Origin of the sequence: Streptomyces cinerochromogenes, from assembly GCF_014648635.1 — a bacterium.
GTDB classification, from domain to species: domain Bacteria; phylum Actinomycetota; class Actinomycetes; order Streptomycetales; family Streptomycetaceae; genus Streptomyces; species Streptomyces cinerochromogenes.
The window spans coordinates 359405-379213 of record NZ_BMRM01000005.1; the positions used below are offsets into that span (position 1 = coordinate 359405).

The 19809-nt window shown below is 71.0% G+C and carries 14 protein-coding genes, 1 tRNA gene and 1 pseudogene; 9 read left to right on the top strand and 7 right to left on the bottom strand.

Translation table 11 applies throughout. The features are described from left to right. Positions 1-260: 260 nt before the first annotated feature. The 4 genes from IEZ20_RS12725 (at position 261) to IEZ20_RS12745 (ending at position 8196) form a co-directional block, all read left to right on the top strand. The gene (locus IEZ20_RS12725; RefSeq protein ID WP_189297690.1) at positions 261-1448 is read left to right on the top strand and encodes a carboxylate-amine ligase; all 1188 of its coding nucleotides are present in this window, start codon (positions 261-263) and stop codon (positions 1446-1448) included. A gap of 151 nt (positions 1449-1599) precedes the next feature. After that, complete coding sequence (locus IEZ20_RS12730) at positions 1600-3381, top strand: N-acetylglutaminylglutamine amidotransferase (protein ID WP_189297692.1); 1782 nt, start codon at positions 1600-1602, stop codon at positions 3379-3381. Then, on the top strand, positions 3357-6290 hold the full coding sequence (locus IEZ20_RS39640; protein WP_229896039.1) for a prolyl oligopeptidase family serine peptidase: 2934 nt from the start codon (positions 3357-3359) through the stop codon (positions 6288-6290). Before IEZ20_RS12730 ends, IEZ20_RS39640 begins: the two co-directional genes overlap by 25 nt. A gap of 160 nt (positions 6291-6450) precedes the next feature. Beyond that, positions 6451-8196: a RecQ family ATP-dependent DNA helicase gene (locus IEZ20_RS12745; protein WP_268253044.1), complete on the top strand. Its 1746-nt coding sequence runs from the start codon at positions 6451-6453 to the stop codon at positions 8194-8196. 168 nt (positions 8197-8364) lie between these two features. Here the strand turns inward: IEZ20_RS12745 and IEZ20_RS39645 are convergent, their stop codons facing one another. Further along, positions 8365-8673 carry a hypothetical protein gene (locus IEZ20_RS39645; protein WP_229896040.1) on the bottom strand — a complete coding sequence of 103 codons (309 nt, stop codon included), beginning with the start codon at positions 8671-8673 and terminating at the stop codon, positions 8365-8367. 164 nt (positions 8674-8837) lie between these two features. Here IEZ20_RS39645 and IEZ20_RS12750 point away from each other — a divergent pair, with 164 nt between their 5' ends. Further along, positions 8838-9833 (top strand): hypothetical protein, encoded by a 996-nt coding sequence (locus tag IEZ20_RS12750; protein WP_189297694.1) that lies wholly within the window; start codon positions 8838-8840, stop codon positions 9831-9833. Positions 9834-10090: 257 nt separating this feature from the next. Here the strand turns inward: IEZ20_RS12750 and IEZ20_RS12755 are convergent, their stop codons facing one another. Together IEZ20_RS12755 and IEZ20_RS12760 are read right to left on the bottom strand one after the other, a co-directional pair. Then, complete coding sequence (locus IEZ20_RS12755; protein WP_189297696.1) at positions 10091-10585, bottom strand: DUF3237 domain-containing protein; 495 nt, start codon at positions 10583-10585, stop codon at positions 10091-10093. Beyond that, positions 10582-11031, bottom strand: a complete 450-nt coding sequence (locus tag IEZ20_RS12760) for an ester cyclase (RefSeq protein ID WP_229896041.1) — start codon at positions 11029-11031, stop codon at positions 10582-10584. Before IEZ20_RS12760 ends, IEZ20_RS12755 begins: the two co-directional genes overlap by 4 nt. Positions 11032-11088: 57 nt before the next feature. On the opposite strand from IEZ20_RS12760, the gene IEZ20_RS12765 reads away from it, so the two are divergent. Next, a complete protein-coding gene (locus IEZ20_RS12765; RefSeq protein WP_229896042.1) occupies positions 11089-11709 on the top strand; it encodes a TetR family transcriptional regulator C-terminal domain-containing protein in 621 nt (206 codons plus the stop codon). A 7-nt stretch (positions 11710-11716) separates the two neighbouring features. Here the strand turns inward: IEZ20_RS12765 and IEZ20_RS12770 are convergent, their stop codons facing one another. Further along, complete coding sequence (locus tag IEZ20_RS12770; RefSeq protein ID WP_444545257.1) at positions 11717-11839, bottom strand: hypothetical protein; 123 nt, start codon at positions 11837-11839, stop codon at positions 11717-11719. A gap of 636 nt (positions 11840-12475) precedes the next feature. On the opposite strand from IEZ20_RS12770, the gene mgtA reads away from it, so the two are divergent. Beyond that, positions 12476-15133, top strand: coding sequence for a magnesium-translocating P-type ATPase (gene mgtA, locus IEZ20_RS12775; protein WP_189297699.1), 2658 nt, complete (start codon positions 12476-12478; stop codon positions 15131-15133). A gap of 517 nt (positions 15134-15650) precedes the next feature. Continuing rightward, positions 15651-16400, top strand: a complete 750-nt coding sequence (locus IEZ20_RS12780) for a DUF4118 domain-containing protein (protein ID WP_189297701.1) — start codon at positions 15651-15653, stop codon at positions 16398-16400. A 280-nt stretch (positions 16401-16680) separates the two neighbouring features. On the opposite strand, the gene IEZ20_RS12785 is transcribed toward IEZ20_RS12780, so the two are convergent. Both IEZ20_RS12785 and IEZ20_RS12790 read right to left on the bottom strand, forming a co-directional pair. Further along, entirely contained in the window at positions 16681-17379 is a 699-nt protein-coding gene (locus IEZ20_RS12785) for a hypothetical protein (protein WP_229896043.1), read from the bottom strand. Between the two features lie 312 nt (positions 17380-17691). Beyond that, positions 17692-17765: transfer RNA gene (locus tag IEZ20_RS12790), tRNA-Met, on the bottom strand. A 79-nt stretch (positions 17766-17844) separates the two neighbouring features. On the opposite strand from IEZ20_RS12790, the pseudogene IEZ20_RS12795 reads away from it, so the two are divergent. After that, a pseudogene (locus tag IEZ20_RS12795) lies at positions 17845-18117 on the top strand (winged helix-turn-helix domain-containing protein); the annotation flags it as partial. A gap of 410 nt (positions 18118-18527) precedes the next feature. Here IEZ20_RS12795 and IEZ20_RS12800 read toward each other — a convergent pair. Beyond that, positions 18528-19802, bottom strand: a complete 1275-nt coding sequence (locus IEZ20_RS12800; protein ID WP_189297703.1) for a COG4705 family protein — start codon at positions 19800-19802, stop codon at positions 18528-18530. Positions 19803-19809 lie beyond the last annotated feature (7 nt).

The following is a 19809-nucleotide window of genomic DNA, read 5'->3' on the forward strand; positions in this document are numbered from 1 at the left end:
ACGTCCTTCCGCCGAATCCGCGGACTCCCGCCGCCTTCCGACCCGAGGAGACGCGGCGCCGCCCGGCGGCCGGCACGGCCCGCCGCCCGGAACGGGAACCAGCGCGCTCATCTGTGAGACCACACCCTCCGAGGAGCACTCCTGCTTAGCAACGGGCCTGGTGGGAAGTCGGAGGTGCACAGCCCGCCTCCGGCGCACCGGAGGGGCGGGTCGATCCCCGGGTGAGGCAGTCAGCGTTCGCCCGTCACCTTAGGAGTGCCGTGACCGTTCGCATCGGAGTGGAAGAGGAGTTCCACATCGTCGAGGTGGAGACGGGCCGGCTCGCGCCGCGAGCCGGCACCATGCTGGAAAAGCTCCCCACGGGCACCTTCACGACCGAACTGCAGCAGGCGGCCGTCGAGTCGAACAGCGGTGTGCACGAGTCCCTCGCCGACCTGTACGACGATGTGATCCACGCGAGACGCAGGCTCGACGCCGCGGCGAGCGCACACGGGCTGGCCGTGGTGGCCAGCGGTACCGTGCCGCTGGCCCGCACACAGGACACCCGCCCGACCGGCGGGCGCCGCTACCGCCACATGGTCGACGAGTACCGCATGATCGCCGACGAGCAGCTGATCTGCGGAACCCACGTCCACGTGGACGTGCCCGACCGTGACCTGGCCGTGCGCCTCATGTGCGAGGTGTCCCCGTGGCTGCACGTCCTGCTGGCCCTGTCCGCCAGCTCTCCCTTCTGGCTGGGCGCCGACACCGGCTATGCCAGCTGGCGGACCATGGTGTGGCAGCGCTGGCCCACCGCGGGCCCGCCGGGATGCTTCGCCGACGCCGCCGAGTACGACGCGGCCGTGCGGAGCCTGATCGACTCCGGTGTCATCAGCGACGCGGGAATGATCTACCACGACATCCGGCCGTCCGCCCACCAGCAGACCCTCGAACTGCGCATCTGCGACGCCTGCCCCCGGCCGGAGACGGTCGTGCTGGTCGCCGGGCTCTACCGCGCCCTGGTGACCGAGGCCCGCGAGCGGCTGGAGGCGGCGGACGCGCCCGCCTGCAGCGGGCGGCACGAGTGGTTGCGCGCCGCTGCCTGGCGGGCCGCACGGTCGGGCCTGGAAGGGGCCCTGATCGATGCCGAGACCGGTCACGAGGCACCTGCCGCCCAGGTCGTCCGGCGCCTGCTGGAACGGGTGCGGCCGGCGCTGGAGGCCGCCGGAGACTGGTCCACGGTCCGGGACCTCGCGGAGCGGGCGCTCGCGACCGGCAGCGCCGCCCACCGCATGCGCCGCACCGCCGAAGCGGACGACCTGCTCGCCTGCACCGACCTGGCGATCGCGGAGACCCGGGGCGACGACCATCCGCGCCGGCGGCGCGCCGCCCCCGCCCCCCACCTCACCTCCCCGGGGCCCGTCGCCCGCCCCTCCGTGGCCGGCCGAGCCAGGATCGCCGGCCGCTGAGCACCCGCCACATTCCGTACCCCCTCTTGTTGCGAAGGAGATGCACCACCGTGTGGATCAGTCCCGGCCCCCTACCGACGGACGGCTCGCCGCGCACCTCTCCCCCGCGCACCCCGTGCGACCCGTACGCGCAGTGGGGAGGTGATGGCGCATGTGCGGCCTGAGCGGAGAGATACGCTTCGACGGCACGCGTCCCGACCTGGCGGCCGTCGAGCGCATGAACGACCGGCTCGCCGCCCGCGGACCGGACGGCGAAGGGATCTGGTCACGGGACGCCGTGGCCCTGGGGCACCGCCGTCTGAAGATCATCGACCTCTCCGAGCGCGCGGCTCAGCCTCTGACCGACACCGAGCAGGAGATCACCGGCGTCTTCAACGGGTGCATCTACAACTACAAGGAACTGCGCGCGGAGCTGACGGCCCTCGGCCACCGGTTCCGGTCGACCTCCGACACCGAGGTCGTCCTCGCGGCGTACCGGCAGTGGGGCACGGCCTGCGTCGACCGCTTCTACGGCATGTTCGCCTTCGCCCTCGTCGAGCACCGGACCGGCCGTCTGGTCCTGGGCCGCGACCGGCTCGGCATCAAGCCCCTGTACCTGGCACAGACGCCCGGGCGGCTGCGCTTCGCCTCCTCGCTGCCCGCGCTGCTCGCGGCCGGTGACGTCGACACCTCGCTGGACCCGGCCGCCGTGCACCAGTACCTCAGCTGGCACGCGACCGTGGCGGCACCCCGGACCGTGCTGGCGGGGGTGCGCAAGCTTCCCCCGGCCACCGTGCGGGTCGTCGAGCCGGACGGCACCTACCAGGAACACTGCTACTGGCAGCCGTCGTACACGCGCCGCCAGGAGCACGCCGGCATGGGTGCCGCCGAGTGGCGGGACGCGGTACTGGACGCTCTGCGCACCGCCGTACGGCGGCGGATGGTCGCCGACGTTCCGGTCGGTGTGCTGCTGTCCGGAGGACTGGATTCCAGCCTGATCGTGGCCCTGCTGGCCGACGAGGGGCAGCGGGACCTGGCGACGTTCAGCGTGGGCTTCGAGTCGGAGGGCGGCGACGAAGGGGACGAGTTCCGCTACTCCGACCTCGTGGCCAGGGAGTTCGCCACCGATCACCGGCAGCTGGTGGTTCCCTCGCAGCGCGTGTCGACGGCCCTGGACGCGGCGGTCGCGGCGATGAGCGAGCCCATGATGAGCCACGACGTGGTCGCCTTCCACCTCCTGTCCGAGGAGGTGTCCAAGAGCGTCAAGGTGGTCCAGAGCGGCCAGGGCGCCGACGAGGTGTTCGCGGGCTACCGCTGGTACCCGGAGCTGGCCTCCGCGGCCCGCGAGGACGAACCGGACAGGTACGCCGAGACGTACTTCGACCGTCCGCACGCCGACCTCGCCGCGATGCTGCAACCGGACATGCTGCCGCGGCACGACGTCTCCGGCCGGTTCGTCCGGGAGCACATGGCGGTGCCGGGGGCCGAGACGGCGCTCGACGCCGCCCTGCGCCTCGACACCCATGTCATGCTGGTGGACGACCCGGTCAAGCGGGTCGACAACATGACGATGGACTGGGGCCTGGAGGCCCGCGTGCCGTTCCTGGACCACGAACTGGTCGAGCTGGCGGCCGCGTGCCCGCCGGAACTGAAACTGGCCGACGGCGGGAAGGGCGTCCTGAAGGAGGCCGGCCGCAAACTGCTGCCCCGCGAGGTGGTCGACCGCCCCAAGGGCTATTTCCCGGTCCCGGCGATCACCCACATGGCCGGCCCCGTCCTGGACAGGGTGCGTGAGGCGCTGGGCGCCCCCGAGGCGAAGCGGCGCGGTCTCTTCCAGGACTCCTACGTCGCCGAACTCCTGGCGGCCCCCGACCGACACCGCACCAAGCGCGGAGCGAACGCACTGTGGCAAGTGGCTTTGCTGGAGATATGGCTGCAGACGCACGGAATCTGACCGGGGAACCGCTCACGGTACGGCCGCCCGACGTCGGCGGGGCCGGTGCCGAGCGGCCTTCCGCCGGCCACCCGCAGCAGACCGCCCACCCGCCCCCGCCGGCCACGCCGGTTCCGTCGGCCACGCCGGCCCGGGAGGGCCGTACCGCCGCGATCGCCGCACCCGCCCGCGTCCCGCTGCCGAACGCCTCCGGGCCGCGCGAGGCGACGACGCGGCTGATCGCGCACGGCTGCTGGTACCCCTCGGCCGATCCGGCCGGCACCCACGTCGCCTTCATCTGCGACCGGGGCGGTGTGCCACAGCTCTGGACGGGCCCCGTCGACGGCGAGGCCGTGCACCTGCTCGACGACGGACCCGACCCCGTGACGGAGGTGTCCTGGTCGCCCGACGGCCGCTGGATCGCCTACACCACGGCCCCCGGCGGCGGGGAGCACACACGGGTGCTGTGCGTCCGCCCCGACGGCAGCGACCGGCACATCCTCGCCGGAGCCGAGCCGGGCAGCTCCGCCCACCTGGGCTGCTGGGCGCACGACGGGTCGGCGGTCGCGGTCACCGTCGCGGTCCCCACCGCCGTACCCGCCCCGGACGTCACGGCCGAGGCCGGTCCGTCCGGCCCCGGCCCGGCCGACGGCCTGCTGCCGGCCCCGTGGCAGGGCCGGACGGGCCACACCCGGCTCCTCGGCCCGGCACCCCATACGGCCCCCGGCCCCGCACTGCCGTCCCCCCTCCTCACCGTGGAGACGTCGACGCTCGGTGCACCGGGCGGCACGACCGCTCCGGCAGCCGGATTCGGCGACGGATTGTCGGCGTACCTCATCGACCCCGACGGTGTGGCCGCCCCCGCCCTGCTCGCCGTCGAGAAGGACGCGGCGACGCTCCGCGTGTGCGACCTCAGCCGCGACGGCGCGCTCGCGCTGCTGCGCCGGGGGCCCCGCGGCCGGCGCGAGGCGGTCGTGCTGCGCACCGCCGACCTGGTGACGACCTGTGTCATGCCGGTGGCCGACGGGGACCCGTGGATCGGCAGCTTCTCACCCCGCGCGGACACCCTCTGGCTGCGCAGCAACGCCCACCGGGAGTTCGCGGTCCTGCTCGCCGCGGAACTCGACCCGGAAGGGCGACCGCGCGGCTGGTCGACCGCTGCCTCGCGGGAGGGCAGCGACCTGGAGCTGCTGCGGTGCGCCCGCGACGGCAGCTCCGCCGTGCTCGCCTGGAACGTCCGCGGCGTGAGCGAGGTGGAGGTCCTGGACACGAGCACGGCCGGCCGGCCCGGGACGAACACCGACGGGACCGCTCGACGCGGGGCGGACGCCGACGGGACCGCTCGACGCGGGGCGGACGCTTACGGGACCACTCGGTCCGGGACAGACACCGACGGGTCCGCCCGGGCCAGGACAGACGCCGGAGACTCCGGTCGGCCCGGACTGGACCGGGACGCGTCCGCACGGCCCGGGACAGACACCGACGGCTCCGGTCGGCCCGGGAGAGACACCGGAGACTCCGCTCGGCCCGGACGAGACCGCGACACATCCGCACGGCCCGGGACAGACACCGACGGCTCCGATCGGCCCGGGACAGACACCGGAGACTCCGCTCGGCCCGGACGAGACCGCGACGCATCCGCACGGCCCGGGACAGACGCCGCCGGCTCCGGTCGGGCCGGGACAGACGCCGGAGACTCCGGTCGGGCCGGCCGGGACCGGGACGCATTCACTCTGCCTGGTGCGGGCACAGGCCCGTCCCTGGACAAGGCCCCGTTCGCTCGGCCCGGGGCGGACACGGGCCCATCGCCGGGCCAGGACACGTTCACGCGGTCCGGGGCGGGCACGGGCCCATCTCCGGGCACGGGCCCATCTCCGGGCCGGGACGCGTTCAGTCGGCGCGGGGCGGGCACGAGCCCGTCCGCAGACCGGGACCCGTTCACTCTGCCCGGCGCCGGCACGGGCTCGTCCCGGTCCGTGTCCCTGCCGCACGAGGTGGTCACCCGCATCGCGGACGCCGGCCCCCGGCTGCTGCTGGCCCTGTCCGGGTCCCGCCGTCGCCCGGGCATCTGGTGGCTGCCCGACGGGGCGACCCCGGTGCGCACCCCGTGGTCGTCGCGCGACGAGGACGCCGTTCCCCCGGGCCGCCCGCCCGTGCGACCGGTCCCCCTGCGTCCCACCGCCCGGGACGGCCTGCCGCTGAACGGCTGGTACTACCGCGCGCCGGGCCGCGGCCCCGGCGAACCGGCGCCGTGCGTCATCCATCTGCACGGCGGCCCCGAGGACCAGGAACGCCCCGTCCTCAACCCGCTGTACCACGAGATCCTCGGGCGGGGCATCGATGTCTTCGCACCCGACGTCCGCGGGTCCTCCGGATACGGCCGGTCGTTCGTCGACGCGGACCTGGGCAGGGGACGGTTCGCCGCGATCGACGACGTGGCGGACTGCGCCGCCCACGCGGTGCTGGCCGGCCCGGCCGATCCCGCCCGGCTGGCGGTGATGGGCCGCTCGTACGGCGGCTACCTCACGTTCGCCTCCCTGGTCTGGCACCCGGACCTCTTCCGCACCGGAGTCGCGGTGTGCGGCATGTCGGATCTCACGACGTTCTTCGAGGGCACCGAACCGTGGATCGCCCAGTCGGCGGCTCACAAGTACGGCCACCCCGAACGCGACCGTGAGCTGCTGCGGGCGCTGTCACCGATGAACCGCATCGACGCGCTGCGGGCACCGCTGCTCGCCGTGCACGGGGAGCACGACACCAATGTGCCGCCGGGGGAATCGGAGCAGTTCCTCCGGGCGGCGCGCGAGCGCGGTGTGACCGCCGAACTGCTGACGCTGCTGGACGAGGGACACGAGTTCCTCCGCGCCGACAACCGCCGGCTCTTCCGCCGTGCCGCCGCCGACTGGCTGCAACGGCACCTCGGCACCTGACCGTCGGGAGGTGTGCGCCAGGCGACGGGTGCCGGCACCCGCGCGTCAGGGCCGGCCGCGGGGTACCAGCGGGAAGTCCGGGTACGGCGCGCACGCACTCTCGCGTGGCCGCCGGCCCGGGACAGGCAGGACAGCCCTGCCACGGAGCGAGGAGTGTGGCGTGACGAAGGAAGGAGCAGCGACCCGCAGGCGGTGGGCCGGGCGGCTGCGCGAGACGGCCGCCGAGGTGTTCGGCTGGGCGGAGTTGCGTCCCGAGCAGCTCACCGCCATGGAGTGGGTGCTGGAGGGACGGGACTGCCTCGTCGTCATGCCGACCGGATCGGGCAAGTCCGCCGTGTACCAGGTTCCCGGCCTGCTGCTGTCCGGGCCGGTCGTCGTCGTGTCACCGCTGCTGGCCCTGCAGCGGGACCAGATCGCCGGACTGCCCGGCGGCGACCGCGGCCCGGGTGCCGTCGCCGTGAACTCCGACCTCGGCGCGGCCGACACCGAGGACGTCTGGGCAGCGGTGCGCGAGGGCTCGGTGCGCTATGTCTACCTGTCCCCGGAGCAACTCGCCAAGGACGAGGTCGTACAGCGGCTGACCGAGGCGCACCCGGCCCTTCTCGTGGTGGACGAGGCCCAGTGCGTGTCCTCGTGGGGCCACGATTTCCGGCCGGACTACCTGCGCCTGGCCCAGGCGGTACGGCGGCTGGGCCGGCCGCCCGTCCTCGCGCTCACGGCGACCGCCGCGCCTCCGGTACGGCAGGACATCGTCGAACGGCTCGGCATGGAACGGCCGCGGCAGCTCGTCACGGGATTCGACCGTCCCAACATCAGGCTCCAGGCGCGCCGGCACCTCGACGACGACGAGCGGCGGTCCCGCGTCGTCGAGGATGCCGCAGCCGCCCCCAAGCCCGGCATCGTCTACGCGGCGACGCGCAAGGACAGCGAGTCCTACGCAGCGGAGCTGGCCTCCCTCGGTCTTGCCGCCGGCGCCTACCACGCGGGCCTGCGCGCCGCCGAACGTCGTCGGGTCCACGAGGCGTTCCTCCGCGGTGACCTGGATGTCGTGGTGGCGACCTCGGCCTTCGGGATGGGCATCGACAAGGAGAACGTACGGTTCGTGCTGCACGCGTCGCTGCCGGGCTCCCTCGACGCCTACTACCAGGAGATCGGGCGCTGCGGCCGCGACGGACGGCCCGCCCTCGCCGTACTGCACTACCGCACCGAGGACACGGGGATGCAGGCGTACTTCAGCAGCCGCACGCCCCGTCCGGAGGCCGTGGACGCGGTCGTACGGGCGGTCCACGCCCGCCGCGACGCCCCGCCGGACATCGCTGAGCTGCGCCGGGACACCGACATGTCGCGCGCCAGGGTCACCGCGGCCGTCAACCTGCTGGAGGAAGCCGGCGCCCTGGTGACGGACGCGTCGGGCGCCATCCGTCCGGTCCGGGGCACGGCACCGTCGCGCGCGGTGCGGCGAGCCGTGGACACCGCCGAGGCCCACAAGCGCATGGACCGCTCACGAGTGGACATGGCACGGGCGTACGCCGAGACCACCGGCTGCCGGCGGCGCTTCCTCCTGGGCTACTTCGGCGAGGAGTACGAGGCCCCCTGCGGCAACTGCGACATGTGCGACGAGCACGAGCAGGAGAGCGGCGACAGCGACGCGACGAGCACCGGCCGGCATCCGGACGCCGACGCCTATCCTCCCGGAGCCGCGGTGCGGCACGACGAGTGGGGCCGCGGCACCGTGTTGAGCGAGGACGGTGACCGCATCACCGTCCTCTTCGACGACGTCGGCTACCGCACACTCTCCCTGGCCGCCCTGGCCGCGCGGGACGATCTGCTCACCGTGGTGAACGGCCCGGACGACAGCCGACCGGAACCCACCGCGCCGCCCCGCACCGACACCCACGACCGCTGAACACCCGGCGGACGGGCCCTCACGGCGGGGTCGAGAGGGGCGAACGAAACCACCCGCGTCCTCAGCGACACCCGACCGGTTCCCCGGACAGGCGCCGGGGCGGACAGCGGCCGACGCCGTGCCAGGGGCGGGGCGGACGCGGCGCCGGGGACGGTGGCGGGGGCGGTCTCAGGGACGGGGGCGGACGCGGTGCCAGCGTGGGCGCGCGTCGCTGCCTCGGCGTCCGGCCACCGAGGCGCAGCGCCGGCACACCCGCTGTACACGGTCGGCCGCGCCGCCGGATTCCGGGAAGGTGTCGGGCCACCGGACGTGCGGGAACCGCACGAGTTGCGAGCGACTGAGAGACAACCCGCACACGGTCTCGTTCCGGCCCGGCTCCCAGGCGTGCACCTCCCCCGCGGGCAACCTGCGACGGCCGTCCTCCTCGTCGGACCACTGTCCGGAAGCGGCAACGGCGTACTGCTTACCCTGTTTCACTCGCTGCCCCACACGGCAGGAGGACGACTCTTCTCACTCACCTCGGCACCGTCCTCCCCTGGTGAAGAACAGAAATTCTACGGGATAACGGGCTCGTCAGCCAGCGGTCTGGCGGCCGCCCATTTCCCTCGCTAGAGTACTACGCCCGAGAAATGGAGGGGCTTGTGAGCGATCAGGACGATGCCCAGCAGCCGCAATTGACGGAACCGAGTCGGTGGGCTCGAACACGGCAATGGATCAGGCGTGAAGGAAGGTTCGTTGCCGACACAGTTCACCCGGATTCTTCAAACCTCACCAGAGGGCGTCGTATAGCCGCTTGGGGCGTCCTCCACGTCAAGGGGTTAACACTGTTCCTCCTCGGCGCCCTAGCTGCTGTCATTACTGCACACTGCACCGCGGAGGATTCGGCGCGAACCAGCGATCACGCCGAAGACACCATCAATGCCGAGAAGGGCTACATCCATGCCTCGATCCGCCGCAAGCCCGACTCTTCTTACGAGATGCCCTTTGCGACATACTTTCCACAGAAATTGACGCCTCGGCAACTCAGTCGCTTTAAAAGCGGGGAATTCGATAGCGGCTTGGCGGTCCAGGGGGGTACATCCGTGGCGCAGTGGTGGCGCGGATGGGACTATGGATCCGGGCAGGTCTATTTCGTGGACCTGGTCAGCGACAGCAGCTCCATGATCACGGTAACCGGCATGACTGCAACCGACATCAAGTGCCGCAAGTCCAAGATGCTTGCAACGGTCGACACACCTTCTCCGGGGGACAATTTAATCAAGGCGGTGGCCTTCAAGCTGCAAGGGCAAAAGGGGCCGGTGAACGCACTCATCGACGACTATGAGGACCCCAATTGGGGGAAGCTGTTCTTCGATCACCACACCATCACCCTCGGAGGCGGGGCCGACGCTCAGACACTGAGCGTCCTCGGTGTTGCGGAACCCGGATCTTCCTGTGCTTGGAACATCGAAGCCAGCTTCACGACCGACGATGGCCAGCAGCATCGAGCGCGGATCACTTCTGAGCCGTTGGTGTCCGAAGGCGGACCAGGCAAAGGTGTCGGTCAATATATTGAAATCGACCCTTCAAAGGTCGTGCGCTGGAAGTGTGATCACGGGGATTTGAAGGATCCTCAACTGTGTAAAAAGTCTTCGTAGCTCCACGACGCACGGGCCGCACATGGGTGGCTTCGCCGAGGAAGTCGTTCAGTGCCCACGGCCTGATCGAGTACCGGTCGGGCGACACCCACCCGATCGCGCCACGCGAGGTCGTCATCCAGGTGACCCACGCAGTCCCGCAGCACGTTGCCGGACGGCGAGCGGACCAGCGGCGCCCGCTGACCCGCCCACCGAGGGCTCCGCGCCGGCCCGAGCACCCCGGCGCCCTCCCCGTCGTGCCGCCGGCGTACTGCCGCTCATTCGACCTGGGCGACCTTGTAGGCGATCCCGCCTTCGATGAGGTAACCCGCTCCGACGCAGACGATGTCGTTCAGCCATGCGTACTCCTGCGACCCCGTCTCGAAAAGCGGGTTGGTGCGGAAGTAGTACCGGGCCGGGTCGATGTCGTACCTCTTGGCCGGATCGGCGATGTCGGCGCGCAGTTCGGGCGGGGTGACCCAGCGGCCGCCGTAGGTCATGTACACCAGGGCGCCGTCGTGGGTGCGCAGCGTGAGGCGCACGTCCAGTGACAGCGTCCCGTCGGGGCGGAGCAGTGCCCAGTCGCCGCCGATCGGGAGCACGTCGCCGTGCAGGCGCGGTCCGTGGAAGGTGCCTCCCGTGTCGCCGAAGAGGGTTCTGCGGCCGAGCGGGCCGGTGCCGAAGTCCAGTCGGGGGCTCAGGTCGATGACGAGGTCGAACAGGTGGCGCGTGGTGATCTCGCCGATGGCCTTCGTGCGGGGGTCGGGGGTCATGCGCTGCCTCCCAGCAGGGTGTGCCGGACCTGGTCGGTGGAGACGCCCGACTGGGCGCACAGCTCCGCGAGGTCGAGGAAGAACCGCTCGCCGGCGATCAGGCCGTCAGCGAAGGTGAACTGGAGGAACACCGGCAGTTCGGCGCGCCTGCCGTTGGGTGTCACGCCGAACCGGTCACCGGTCATCGTCATGCGTGCCGTTCCCCAGCAGGCCAGGGTGTCGTCGTTGCCGGCGTGCCCGTCGAGGGTGACCTCGTAGTCGAGGAAGGACGCGAAGAAGCGTGCCAGCGCCTTCTCGTTGTCGGGCAGGCCGCGGGCCTTGGTGCCGAAGGGTGGCGACTCCAGCAGTACGTCCTGGTGCAGGAGCCGGAGCGCCGCGGGCAGGTCCTGGCGGCTCTTGGCGTGCGCCAGCGCCTGGGCGAGCTCGAACATCTGATGGGTGTTCACGCAGAAAACGTACGGTCGTACGTACGTTTTTCGCAAGGGGGTGGCACAATGAGGCCGGTGAGCGAGGATGTGCAGGACGGGCGCCTGCTTCGAGGTCAGCGGTCGCGACGGACGATCGTGCGGCACGCCGTCGACACGGCGTCGTTGGAGGGGCTCGACGGGCTCAGCTTCGGTCGGCTCGCGGCGGACCTGAACGTGGGCAAGAGCAGCATCCAGACGCTCTTCGCCACGAAGGAGAAGCTCCAACTGGCCGTGATCGAGTCGGCGCGCGAGACCTTCGAGGAGGCCGTGATCCGCCCCGCGCTGGCCCGGCCCCAGGGCGCCGAGCGGCTGCGCGCCCTGGTCGAGCACTGGCTCGCCTACGCCGAGCAGCCGCTGTTCCCGGGCGGCTGCTTCTGGGCGGCGAACCTGCCCGAGTTCGACAGCCGGCCGGGCCCGGTGCGGGACATGCTGGCCGGCCAGCAACGGGCCTGGCGCGACCGCATCGCCGCCGAACTGCGGCACGCCGTCGATGATGCGGGGACGGGTGCCGGCCTCGATGCCGATCTCACAGCGTTCCAGATCGACGCCGTGCTCACCGCCGCGAACACCGCGATGCGCCTGGGCGACGACACGGCGGCCGCGAAGGTCCGCCGCGTCGTCGACAGCCTCCTCGCGCCGCTGGCCGCGTCCGGCTGAGAAATGGTCACTGATCCTTGAGGTCGTCGGTGAGGCGGCGGGCTGCTTCGGTCTCGACGGGACCGCGTGGTTCGATCTCCTCGCCGGCCAGGCGGGCGGCCACGAGCCGGATCATCGCGGCCTTGATCATCGCTTCGGCTGCGCGACGAACGCCGCGCTGTTGTGATCAACGCCTTCTTCGACCGCGCCGACACCGTGGGAGAGGTGCTGGACTTCGTGCGCGAGGAGATCGCGCCCTTCCCGACGGGCAACGGCCACCCCGCTTCTCCCCCTGGGTCAACACCCCGCCCGCACCGGCCGGGATCATCGCCGAGTTGCCGGCCGGCGCCGTCAACGCGACCTGCGGCATGGGCGAGAACGCCCTCATGGACCTTGAACGCGGGACCGTGCGAACGCTCGCCGACCTGGCCGGGCTCGCGGGAACAGGAAATGCTCCATGACGTCTCCCCGCGGGAGCGGTGATCACGGCTACGCGGTGGCACCGACTCCTGACCACGGGCTGCCTCACTCGTCGGGCGGTCTCATGGCCGCCGCGCCGAATGACCGGAGCACGCCGCACGGTGGGCGGCAGGTCCCCCGGACAGGGCCCGATTGGCCCATGGAGGCGTGAGCGGCGAAGGGTGGAAGGTGGGAGTGTGAGGTCACTGCCAGATGATCCGTGCACGGGCCCGCCCTCCCGTCCGCTCGGCACCGCCGGACGTTCATTCGGCTGTGTGCCGACGCGTTCCCCTCTGTGGGAGGGCAGCAGGCCGGGCGGTGGTCGTTGATGGTGACCGCTGTCGGGGCGAGGCCGGTGGCCGGGGGGCGTGCCGTCTCGGCGGCCGCCCTGCCCACTGCGCAGGTGCTCCGCGATCTCGAGGTGACCGCCGACGGCCTCTCGTCGGAGGAGGCGGCACGACGGCTGAAGCGCTGGGGACCGAACGCCGTCCACTCCCACCGGGCCCGGGCGTGGCTGGTGCTGTGGCATCAGGTGCGGTCCCCGCTGCTCGGCCTGCTGCTGACCGCGGCCGTGGTGTCGTACTTCGTCGGGGAGCGCAGCGACGCGGTGATCATCGGGGTGATCGTGGCGCTCTCCGTCGGTCTGGGATTCGCCAACGAGTTCCGGGCGGAGAAGACCGCCCAGTCGCTGCACGCGAAGATCCGGCACCGGGCGGTCGTACTGCGCGACGGGCGACCGCAGGAGGTGGAGGTCACCGCCCTGGTCCCGGGTGATGTGGTCGAGTTGCGGCTCGGCGACATCGTGCCCGCGGATCTGCGGTTGCTTGCGACCGCGGGGCTGGAGTGCAGTGAGTCGGTGCTGACCGGTGAGTCACTGCCGGTCGCGAAGGACACCGCTGCCGTGCCGGCAGGCACGGCACTGGCGGATCTGACCTGCTGCGCCCTGATGGGCACCGTGGTCCACTGTGGAAGCGGCCGCGGTGTCGTGGTCGCCACCGGTGCCGAGGCCGAGTTCGGGAAGATCGCGGCGGGGCTGAGCGGACACCAGCTGGAGACCGAGTTCCAGGTGGGGCTGCGCCGCTTCTCCATGCTCCTGGTCTACGTCGCCGGGGCACTGACCACGTCGATCTTCCTCATCAACGTCGCACTCCACAAGCCGCTGATCGAGGCCCTGCTGTTCTCCCTGGCCATCGCGGTGGGCATCACCCCGCAACTGCTGCCCGCGGTGGTCTCCACCAGCCTGGCCGCGGGCTCCCGGCGCATGAGCCGACGCAAGGTGCTGGTCAAGCGGCTGGTGTGTATCGAGGACCTCGGCGACGTCGATGTGCTGTTCACCGACAAGACCGGAACCCTCACCCAGGGACGTATCGACTTCATGCGGGCCGTACCCGTCGCCGGTACCTCCGCGGAAGAAGTGCTGCGCCTCGGCCTCTTGTGCACCGAGACGGACGTGGACGACCGGGGCCGGCCCGTGGGGGGAAACCCGCTCGACGACGCTCTGTGGGACTCCCCGGCCGCGGCCGCCCGGCGCTCGTCGCTGAGCGGCTGGACGCCGACCGGCGTCCTGCCCTTCGACCACGAGCGGCGGATGGCCTCCGTCACCGTCACCGATCCCTCCGGTGACGCCGTGCTGATCACCAAAGGCGCTCCGGAGGCGGTACTGGAACGCTGCGTACAGGTGCCTGGGCCCACCCGTCACGCCCTGGAGGCTGAGTTCGCCGCCGGGAACCGCGTCGTCGCGGTGGCGAGCCGTCCCGCCGAGGCCGGTACCGCACCCTCTGCTGCCGATGAGCACAACCTGCGCCTGGCCGGACTGCTGGTCTTCCTCGATCCGCCCAAACCCGACGCGGCCGAGGCACTGAAGCGGCTGAACGCGCTCGGCATCACGGTGAAGATCGTCACCGGGGACAACCCCGCAGTCGCCGTCAAGGTCTGCCACGACCTGGGTTGGACCGACGCCGCCGTGCTGACCGGGACCGACCTGGACGCCATCGACGACGAGCGGCTCACCGCCGCCATCGGCCGCACGACCGTCTTCGCCCGGGTCAGCCCCGAGCACAAAGCCCGCATCGTGCGGATCCAGCGGAAGACCGGCGGCGACGTCGCCTTCCTCGGCGACGGCGTCAACGACGCCCTCGCGCTGCACGCCGCCGACGTGGGCATCTCGGTGGACTCGGCCACCGACGTGGCCAAGGACGCCGCCGACGTGATCCTGCTGGAGAAGGACCTTGGAGTCCTGGCCGACGGAGTCGCCGAGGGACGGCGTATCTTCGCCAACACCATCAAGTACGTCCTGATGGGCACCTCGAGCAACTTCGGCAACATGTTCAGCGCGGCCGGAGCCTCACTCTTCCTGCCCTTCCTGCCGATGCTGCCTTCCCAGATCCTCCTCAACAACCTGCTGTACGACACCAGCCAGCTCGCCATCCCCACCGACGAGGTCGACGAGGAGCAGGTGCGGTGGCCCGCGCACTGGGACATCGCCTTCATCCGGCGCTTCATGATCTGCTTCGGGCCGATCAGCTCCCTGTTCGACTTCGTCACCTTCGCCGTGATGCTGGGCGTCTTCCACGCCGACGCCGCCCAGTTCCACACCGGCTGGTTCGTGGAGTCCCTCGCCACACAAACGCTGGTCATCTTCGCCATCCGCACCCGTCGCGTCCCCTTCTGGCGCAGCCGCCCGAGCCTGCCCCTCACCCTCACGGCACTGGGTGTCGTCGCCCTCGGTGCCGCCCTGCCGGCCACCCCACTGGCCCGTGTCCTAGGCTTCCAACTGCTCCCGGCCGGCTTCTTCGCCGCCGTGGCCGCCATGGTCGTCGTCTACCTGGTCCTCGTCGAATTCGCCAAGCGGATCTTCTACCGGACCGCGCGTGCGCCGGCACGCCCGCAACCGGCCCCCGGTCACCGGCATCTGCGCCGCCGTGCAGCACGGTTCAGCACCATCACCCGACTGCCGCACCCGCAAGCCCCCGCCGCCGGCCAGTGAACGGTCCCCACCCGACGGGCATCACCGCGTCACCGCACTCTCCGACTTCTCCCAGTCGCGCGGCGCTTCGATCATGAGGCGACGCGTTGGCGTCGACGGCCAGGTGCACCGGACCGGAAACGAACACCTCGGGAGTGCCCCACCAGCCCGTTCCTTCAGCATCACCTGCCGCGAGGGCGGGTTCGACGGAAGGCAATGCCCATGGGAAGGCCGGCTGGTCAGTCACACGTCCCGGGCCCGTGCCTGCGAGTTTCGGCCGCGACCTCGACTTCTTGATGCGTTCGGGCACCTCCTTGGCGAGTCATTCCCATCAGGCGACCGGCCGATCAGCTGGCGGGCCGGTCAGAGCAGGACTTCGGCCGGCGCGGCGGCCCGTCCCCGACCGATGACGCTGCCGGTCGTGGTGCAGAAGTCATCGCGGGCGCGCCCCGGCCTCCTCGAATACGGCGGGGGGACACCTGCAGCCGCACGGACATAAGGGACACAGCGTGGTAAGCAAGGGGTGGGAGGTACGCCGGTGACCGGGTTTCCGCTTCGTGATCGCATCGCGCTGACAGCAGCCGTGGCCGGTCCGCTGCTCTTGGCGCTCGTCCTGGTGCCGTTCCGGGCGGGTGTGTCCAGCACGGACCTGGCCCTGATCATGGTCGTGGCCGTCGTCGCGATCGCCGTCGCCGGCAACCGCCTCGCCGGCGCCCTGGCGGCCCTGTCGTCGGCCGCGTGGTTCGACTTCTTCCTCACCCGTCCGTACCAAAGCTTCAGCATCAAACGCGGTGCCGACATCACCACGGCCGTTCTGCTGCTGGCGGCGGGCCTGGCCGTGTCGCAGCTGGCCGCCCGCGCCCGGCGGCTGGAGGTGCTCGTCGTCACGGATGCCGACTACCTGGCCCGTGTCCACGACACCGCCCAACTCGCCCAGACCACCAGATCCGCCGACGCGGTGGTCGATCACGTCAAGCGGCAACTCAGCGAGCTGTTGCACCTTCGGGAGTGCCGGTTCGAGTACGGCTCCCTCCTCGGCCACCCCGCCCGTCTGGAGCAAGACGGAAGCGTCACCGTAGGCCGCAAACGCTGGGACATCGACCAGCGCGGCTGGCCTCAGCAAGAAATCGAACTGCGGGCCAGCGCAGGCGGCCGATTCCAGGGCAGGTTCATGCTCACGCCCGCTCAAGGGGCCCGCCCTGATCTACAAGCCCGACTGGTCGCCGTCACCCTCGCCGACCAGGCCGCTGCCGCCCTGGACGCGGCGGGGCCCAGCTCACAGGGGTAATGGCGCCGGCCCTGTGGAGGCTGTGCCGTTCAGGGTGGGCAGGGCAGGCTGACCTGGGGCCTGGGACTGACGGTGGCCACCACCTCCGGCTCCCCGTCACCCAAAGCGGCCTCCCGTCGGAAAGGAAACCCGTGGTGACGACCAGTGGCATGCCGACTCGTTGAGGAAGCCACCAAGACCGTGTCCTGTGTGGCGACTCGTTGAGGAAGCCACCAAGACCGTGTCCTGTGTGGCGACTCGTTGAGGAAGCCACCAAGACCGTGTCCTGTGTGGTGAGGCCTCATCCAGCGGCCTGTGGAGTGGCAACACCATGCCGCAGTTCACACCTGTCGTGCTGGAGGTGCAACCGACGGAGGTCTTGCAGTGCGGCGATGGGAAAGGAGTGCCGAACCCACTTCGCCCGATAGCCGTCCTCGCCATGGGCCTGAAGCACTGACTGAGCGGCTTCCAGGACGACGTGTCCCAGAAGGTCTCGCGGCTGGGTAGAGGCCCAGACGAGTGTGCCCTTCTGGTCGGGCGCATCCAAGCTCGCAGACATGTCAGGGAAGCGGTGGATCGCCACATCAACCTCCGAACCCCTGCCTCGCAGGACCCACCTCACTTCAGCCGGTTCGAGGTCGAAGGAGAAGCGCTGGACAGGTAGGGGGCCGTACAGGCCCGCCACACCGTGAAGCAAATCGGCAAGAGCATCCGTGCAGTAGCTGACGATGTCCTTCCGCTCCGAAGAACCATCCTTGATGAGGCACGTCGCCCAGCCGCTGCCACTCAGTTCCCAACCGAACTGAAGATCATGGGTCATCCCGCCCCTCCCGGTGATCGTCTCCGAAGACGGTACAGCGCAGAGACAGGGCCCCCGCATCGGCAAGTGTTTCAGCAAGGCCGTGGCGGCGGTGAGCGCGGCGGCCTGCGCGCTGATGCTTGGCGCGACGTCCGCCTCCGCAGCCAACCAGAACGTCAATCCGTGTCTGCCTGCCGTCACGAGGCGCGCTCCTTCGGGGCATGACCGTGCTCGTGACCGTCCGGAACCGCACCGAGCCCGTCGGCTGTTCCCTCCGCCTCACCGACTGTGGACGGCGCCCTTGCCGTCCCCCGCTACTGAGCGCGGGCACCGCATGGGGGCATGGCGGCCAGGTAGTGGGATCGCGGCACTGGTCGGGACGACCGAGACACGGCCGGCTGTGCTGCCGGCAGGCTGCGCCGACGGATCAGACCCCGCCGACCATGGGCAGACAGCAGGGCCTGGGCCCACACGCAGTGAAGGCCCGGTGGATGCCGGGCCTTCACGTTTCAGTAGCGGGGACAGGATTTGAACCTGCGACCTCTGGGTTATGAGCCCAGCGAGCTACCGAGCTGCTCCACCCCGCGTCGGTATGGTGAACTGTACGGCATCGATCGGGATCGGCCCAATCGACTTTCGCCTGCGCTCGGAGCGGGCCCGATTGCCATGATCGACCGACATGGCCACTGCTCACCCGCATCGAGCTCGGCTTCGCGGTCCTGCCGGCCCCTCCCCGCGCTCGCCTCGCAGCCGCAGCCCCCACTACGGCTCGGCGACCTGGTCATCGACACCACGGCACGCCGCTGCACCCTCCACGACACGGAGATCTCCTTGCGGCCGAAGGAATGCGACCTGCTCGCCCTGCTCGCCAGCAACCCCGGCACCGCCGTCTCGCGAGAAACGCTGCTGGCACAGGTGTGGGACGAGAACTGGTTCGGCCCCACCAAGACCTCGGACGTCACCATGGCCGGCCTGCGCCGACGTCTCCCCCAGGCCGCCGAGGAGTCCGGCCGCCCGGCCGCCCTTGCCGGTTGTCTCGCATCACCGCGCTCCGAGGGCATGGCTGTCGCCTCGAGCGCTGCGGCCGGAGCGACGGGGCCGCCGACGAAGAGTGGACAGGCCCTCGCCTGTTCGCGCTGGAGGGTCTGCACTTATTCGGCCGGTGCCATCCGGTCAGCGGCCGTCCCACGAGAATCTGCGCACATGCATGGGCACATGCATGGGCACATGCACTGGCCGCCCGCGCTGTCCGCAGCTCGCCGGCGTGTGCCAGGGCGGCGCGGTCCTCCGCGCCGCCCGGCATACCGCGCCTGTCGGCCGGGTGGGCCGGCCGGGCGCTGTGCGGTCCGTCAGCCCATGTCCGTCAAGAGGGCTTTCAGTTCCTTCTCCTGCTGCGCAGGCGGCATCGGCGGGTTCGAGTGGTCGATGCCGAAGGTCCCCAGCACCTTGTCCATCTGGGCGTCGATGGAGGTCCAGCCGGTCTGGTCCAGCGGCTGCAGCGAGGCCTGGTCGGCGTCCCACAGGTCACGCAGCGACTGGGCGGCCGCGTGCGCCCCCGTCGCGTTCCCCGAGCGTGCGTCCTTGAGCGAGGTGGAGGCGAGGGTCTTCAGCGCGGCGACCTTGGCGGGCGGGAACTTCTTCACCGCCTGGCCGGGAGCCATCTGGACGGCGGAGGTGTTGTCTTCCTCCGGCGCCGGGCCGACATGCGGCTGGCCGTGGGCCCAGACCAGCAGGCCCGCGGTGGCGACGGCGAGCAGAACGAAGCCGGCCAGCGCGGTGCGCTCCCTGCCCGGGTTGCCGGTGGCCGGTGCGTCGTAGGTCGCCTCGTGGGTCTCGGTCACGTCCGAGCGCGTCACCGTCAGGTAGACCACCGTCGCCAGGATCAGGCCGAGGAAGATCAGGCTGGTGGTGAACGTGCCCAGCGCGAGACCGGTCGGGTCGCCCGGGTTCTGGGCGACCTTGGGCGAGGCGAGCCAGTCGCCGATGTTCGCGCCCAGCGGGCGGGTCAGGATGTAGGCGAGCCAGAAGGACAGCACCGGGTTCGCACCGAACCTCCACAGCGCCGTGATCGCGGCGATGAGGCCGAGCGGCAGCACCACGGAGACGCCCGGGCTCCATCCGGTCAGCTCCAGGGTCCAGTCGCCGGTCGCGGTGCCGAGCGCGAAGGTGACGAGAACGGCGAGCCAGTAGAACGACTCCCGCGGCAGCGTGGTGACCGAGTGGATCGACAGCGTGCGCTCACGCGCCCACCACACGCCGAAGACCGCCGCGAGCAGCACCGAGAAGACCGCGGAACTGATCCACAGCGGCACGTTGAGCTGGTCGGTCAGGATGTCGGTGTACAGGGTGCCCGTGACGCTGACGACGACCACCGTCAGCCAGTAAGGGAACGGAACGTACCGCTTCAGCCGCAGCTGGACGGCCAGGACCACGACGAACACCGCGGTGAAGATCCAGGCGGTGTTGACCAGGCCGACACCCAGCTTCATGTTGATCCAGTCGGCGAAGCTCTCACCGACGGTCGTGCACAGGACCTTGATCACCCAGAACCAGAGGGTGACCTCGGGGACCTTGTTGAGCATGAGCCGCCCACTGCGGGTGCGTGCTTCGGTTGTCGTCGTCATGCGGGCA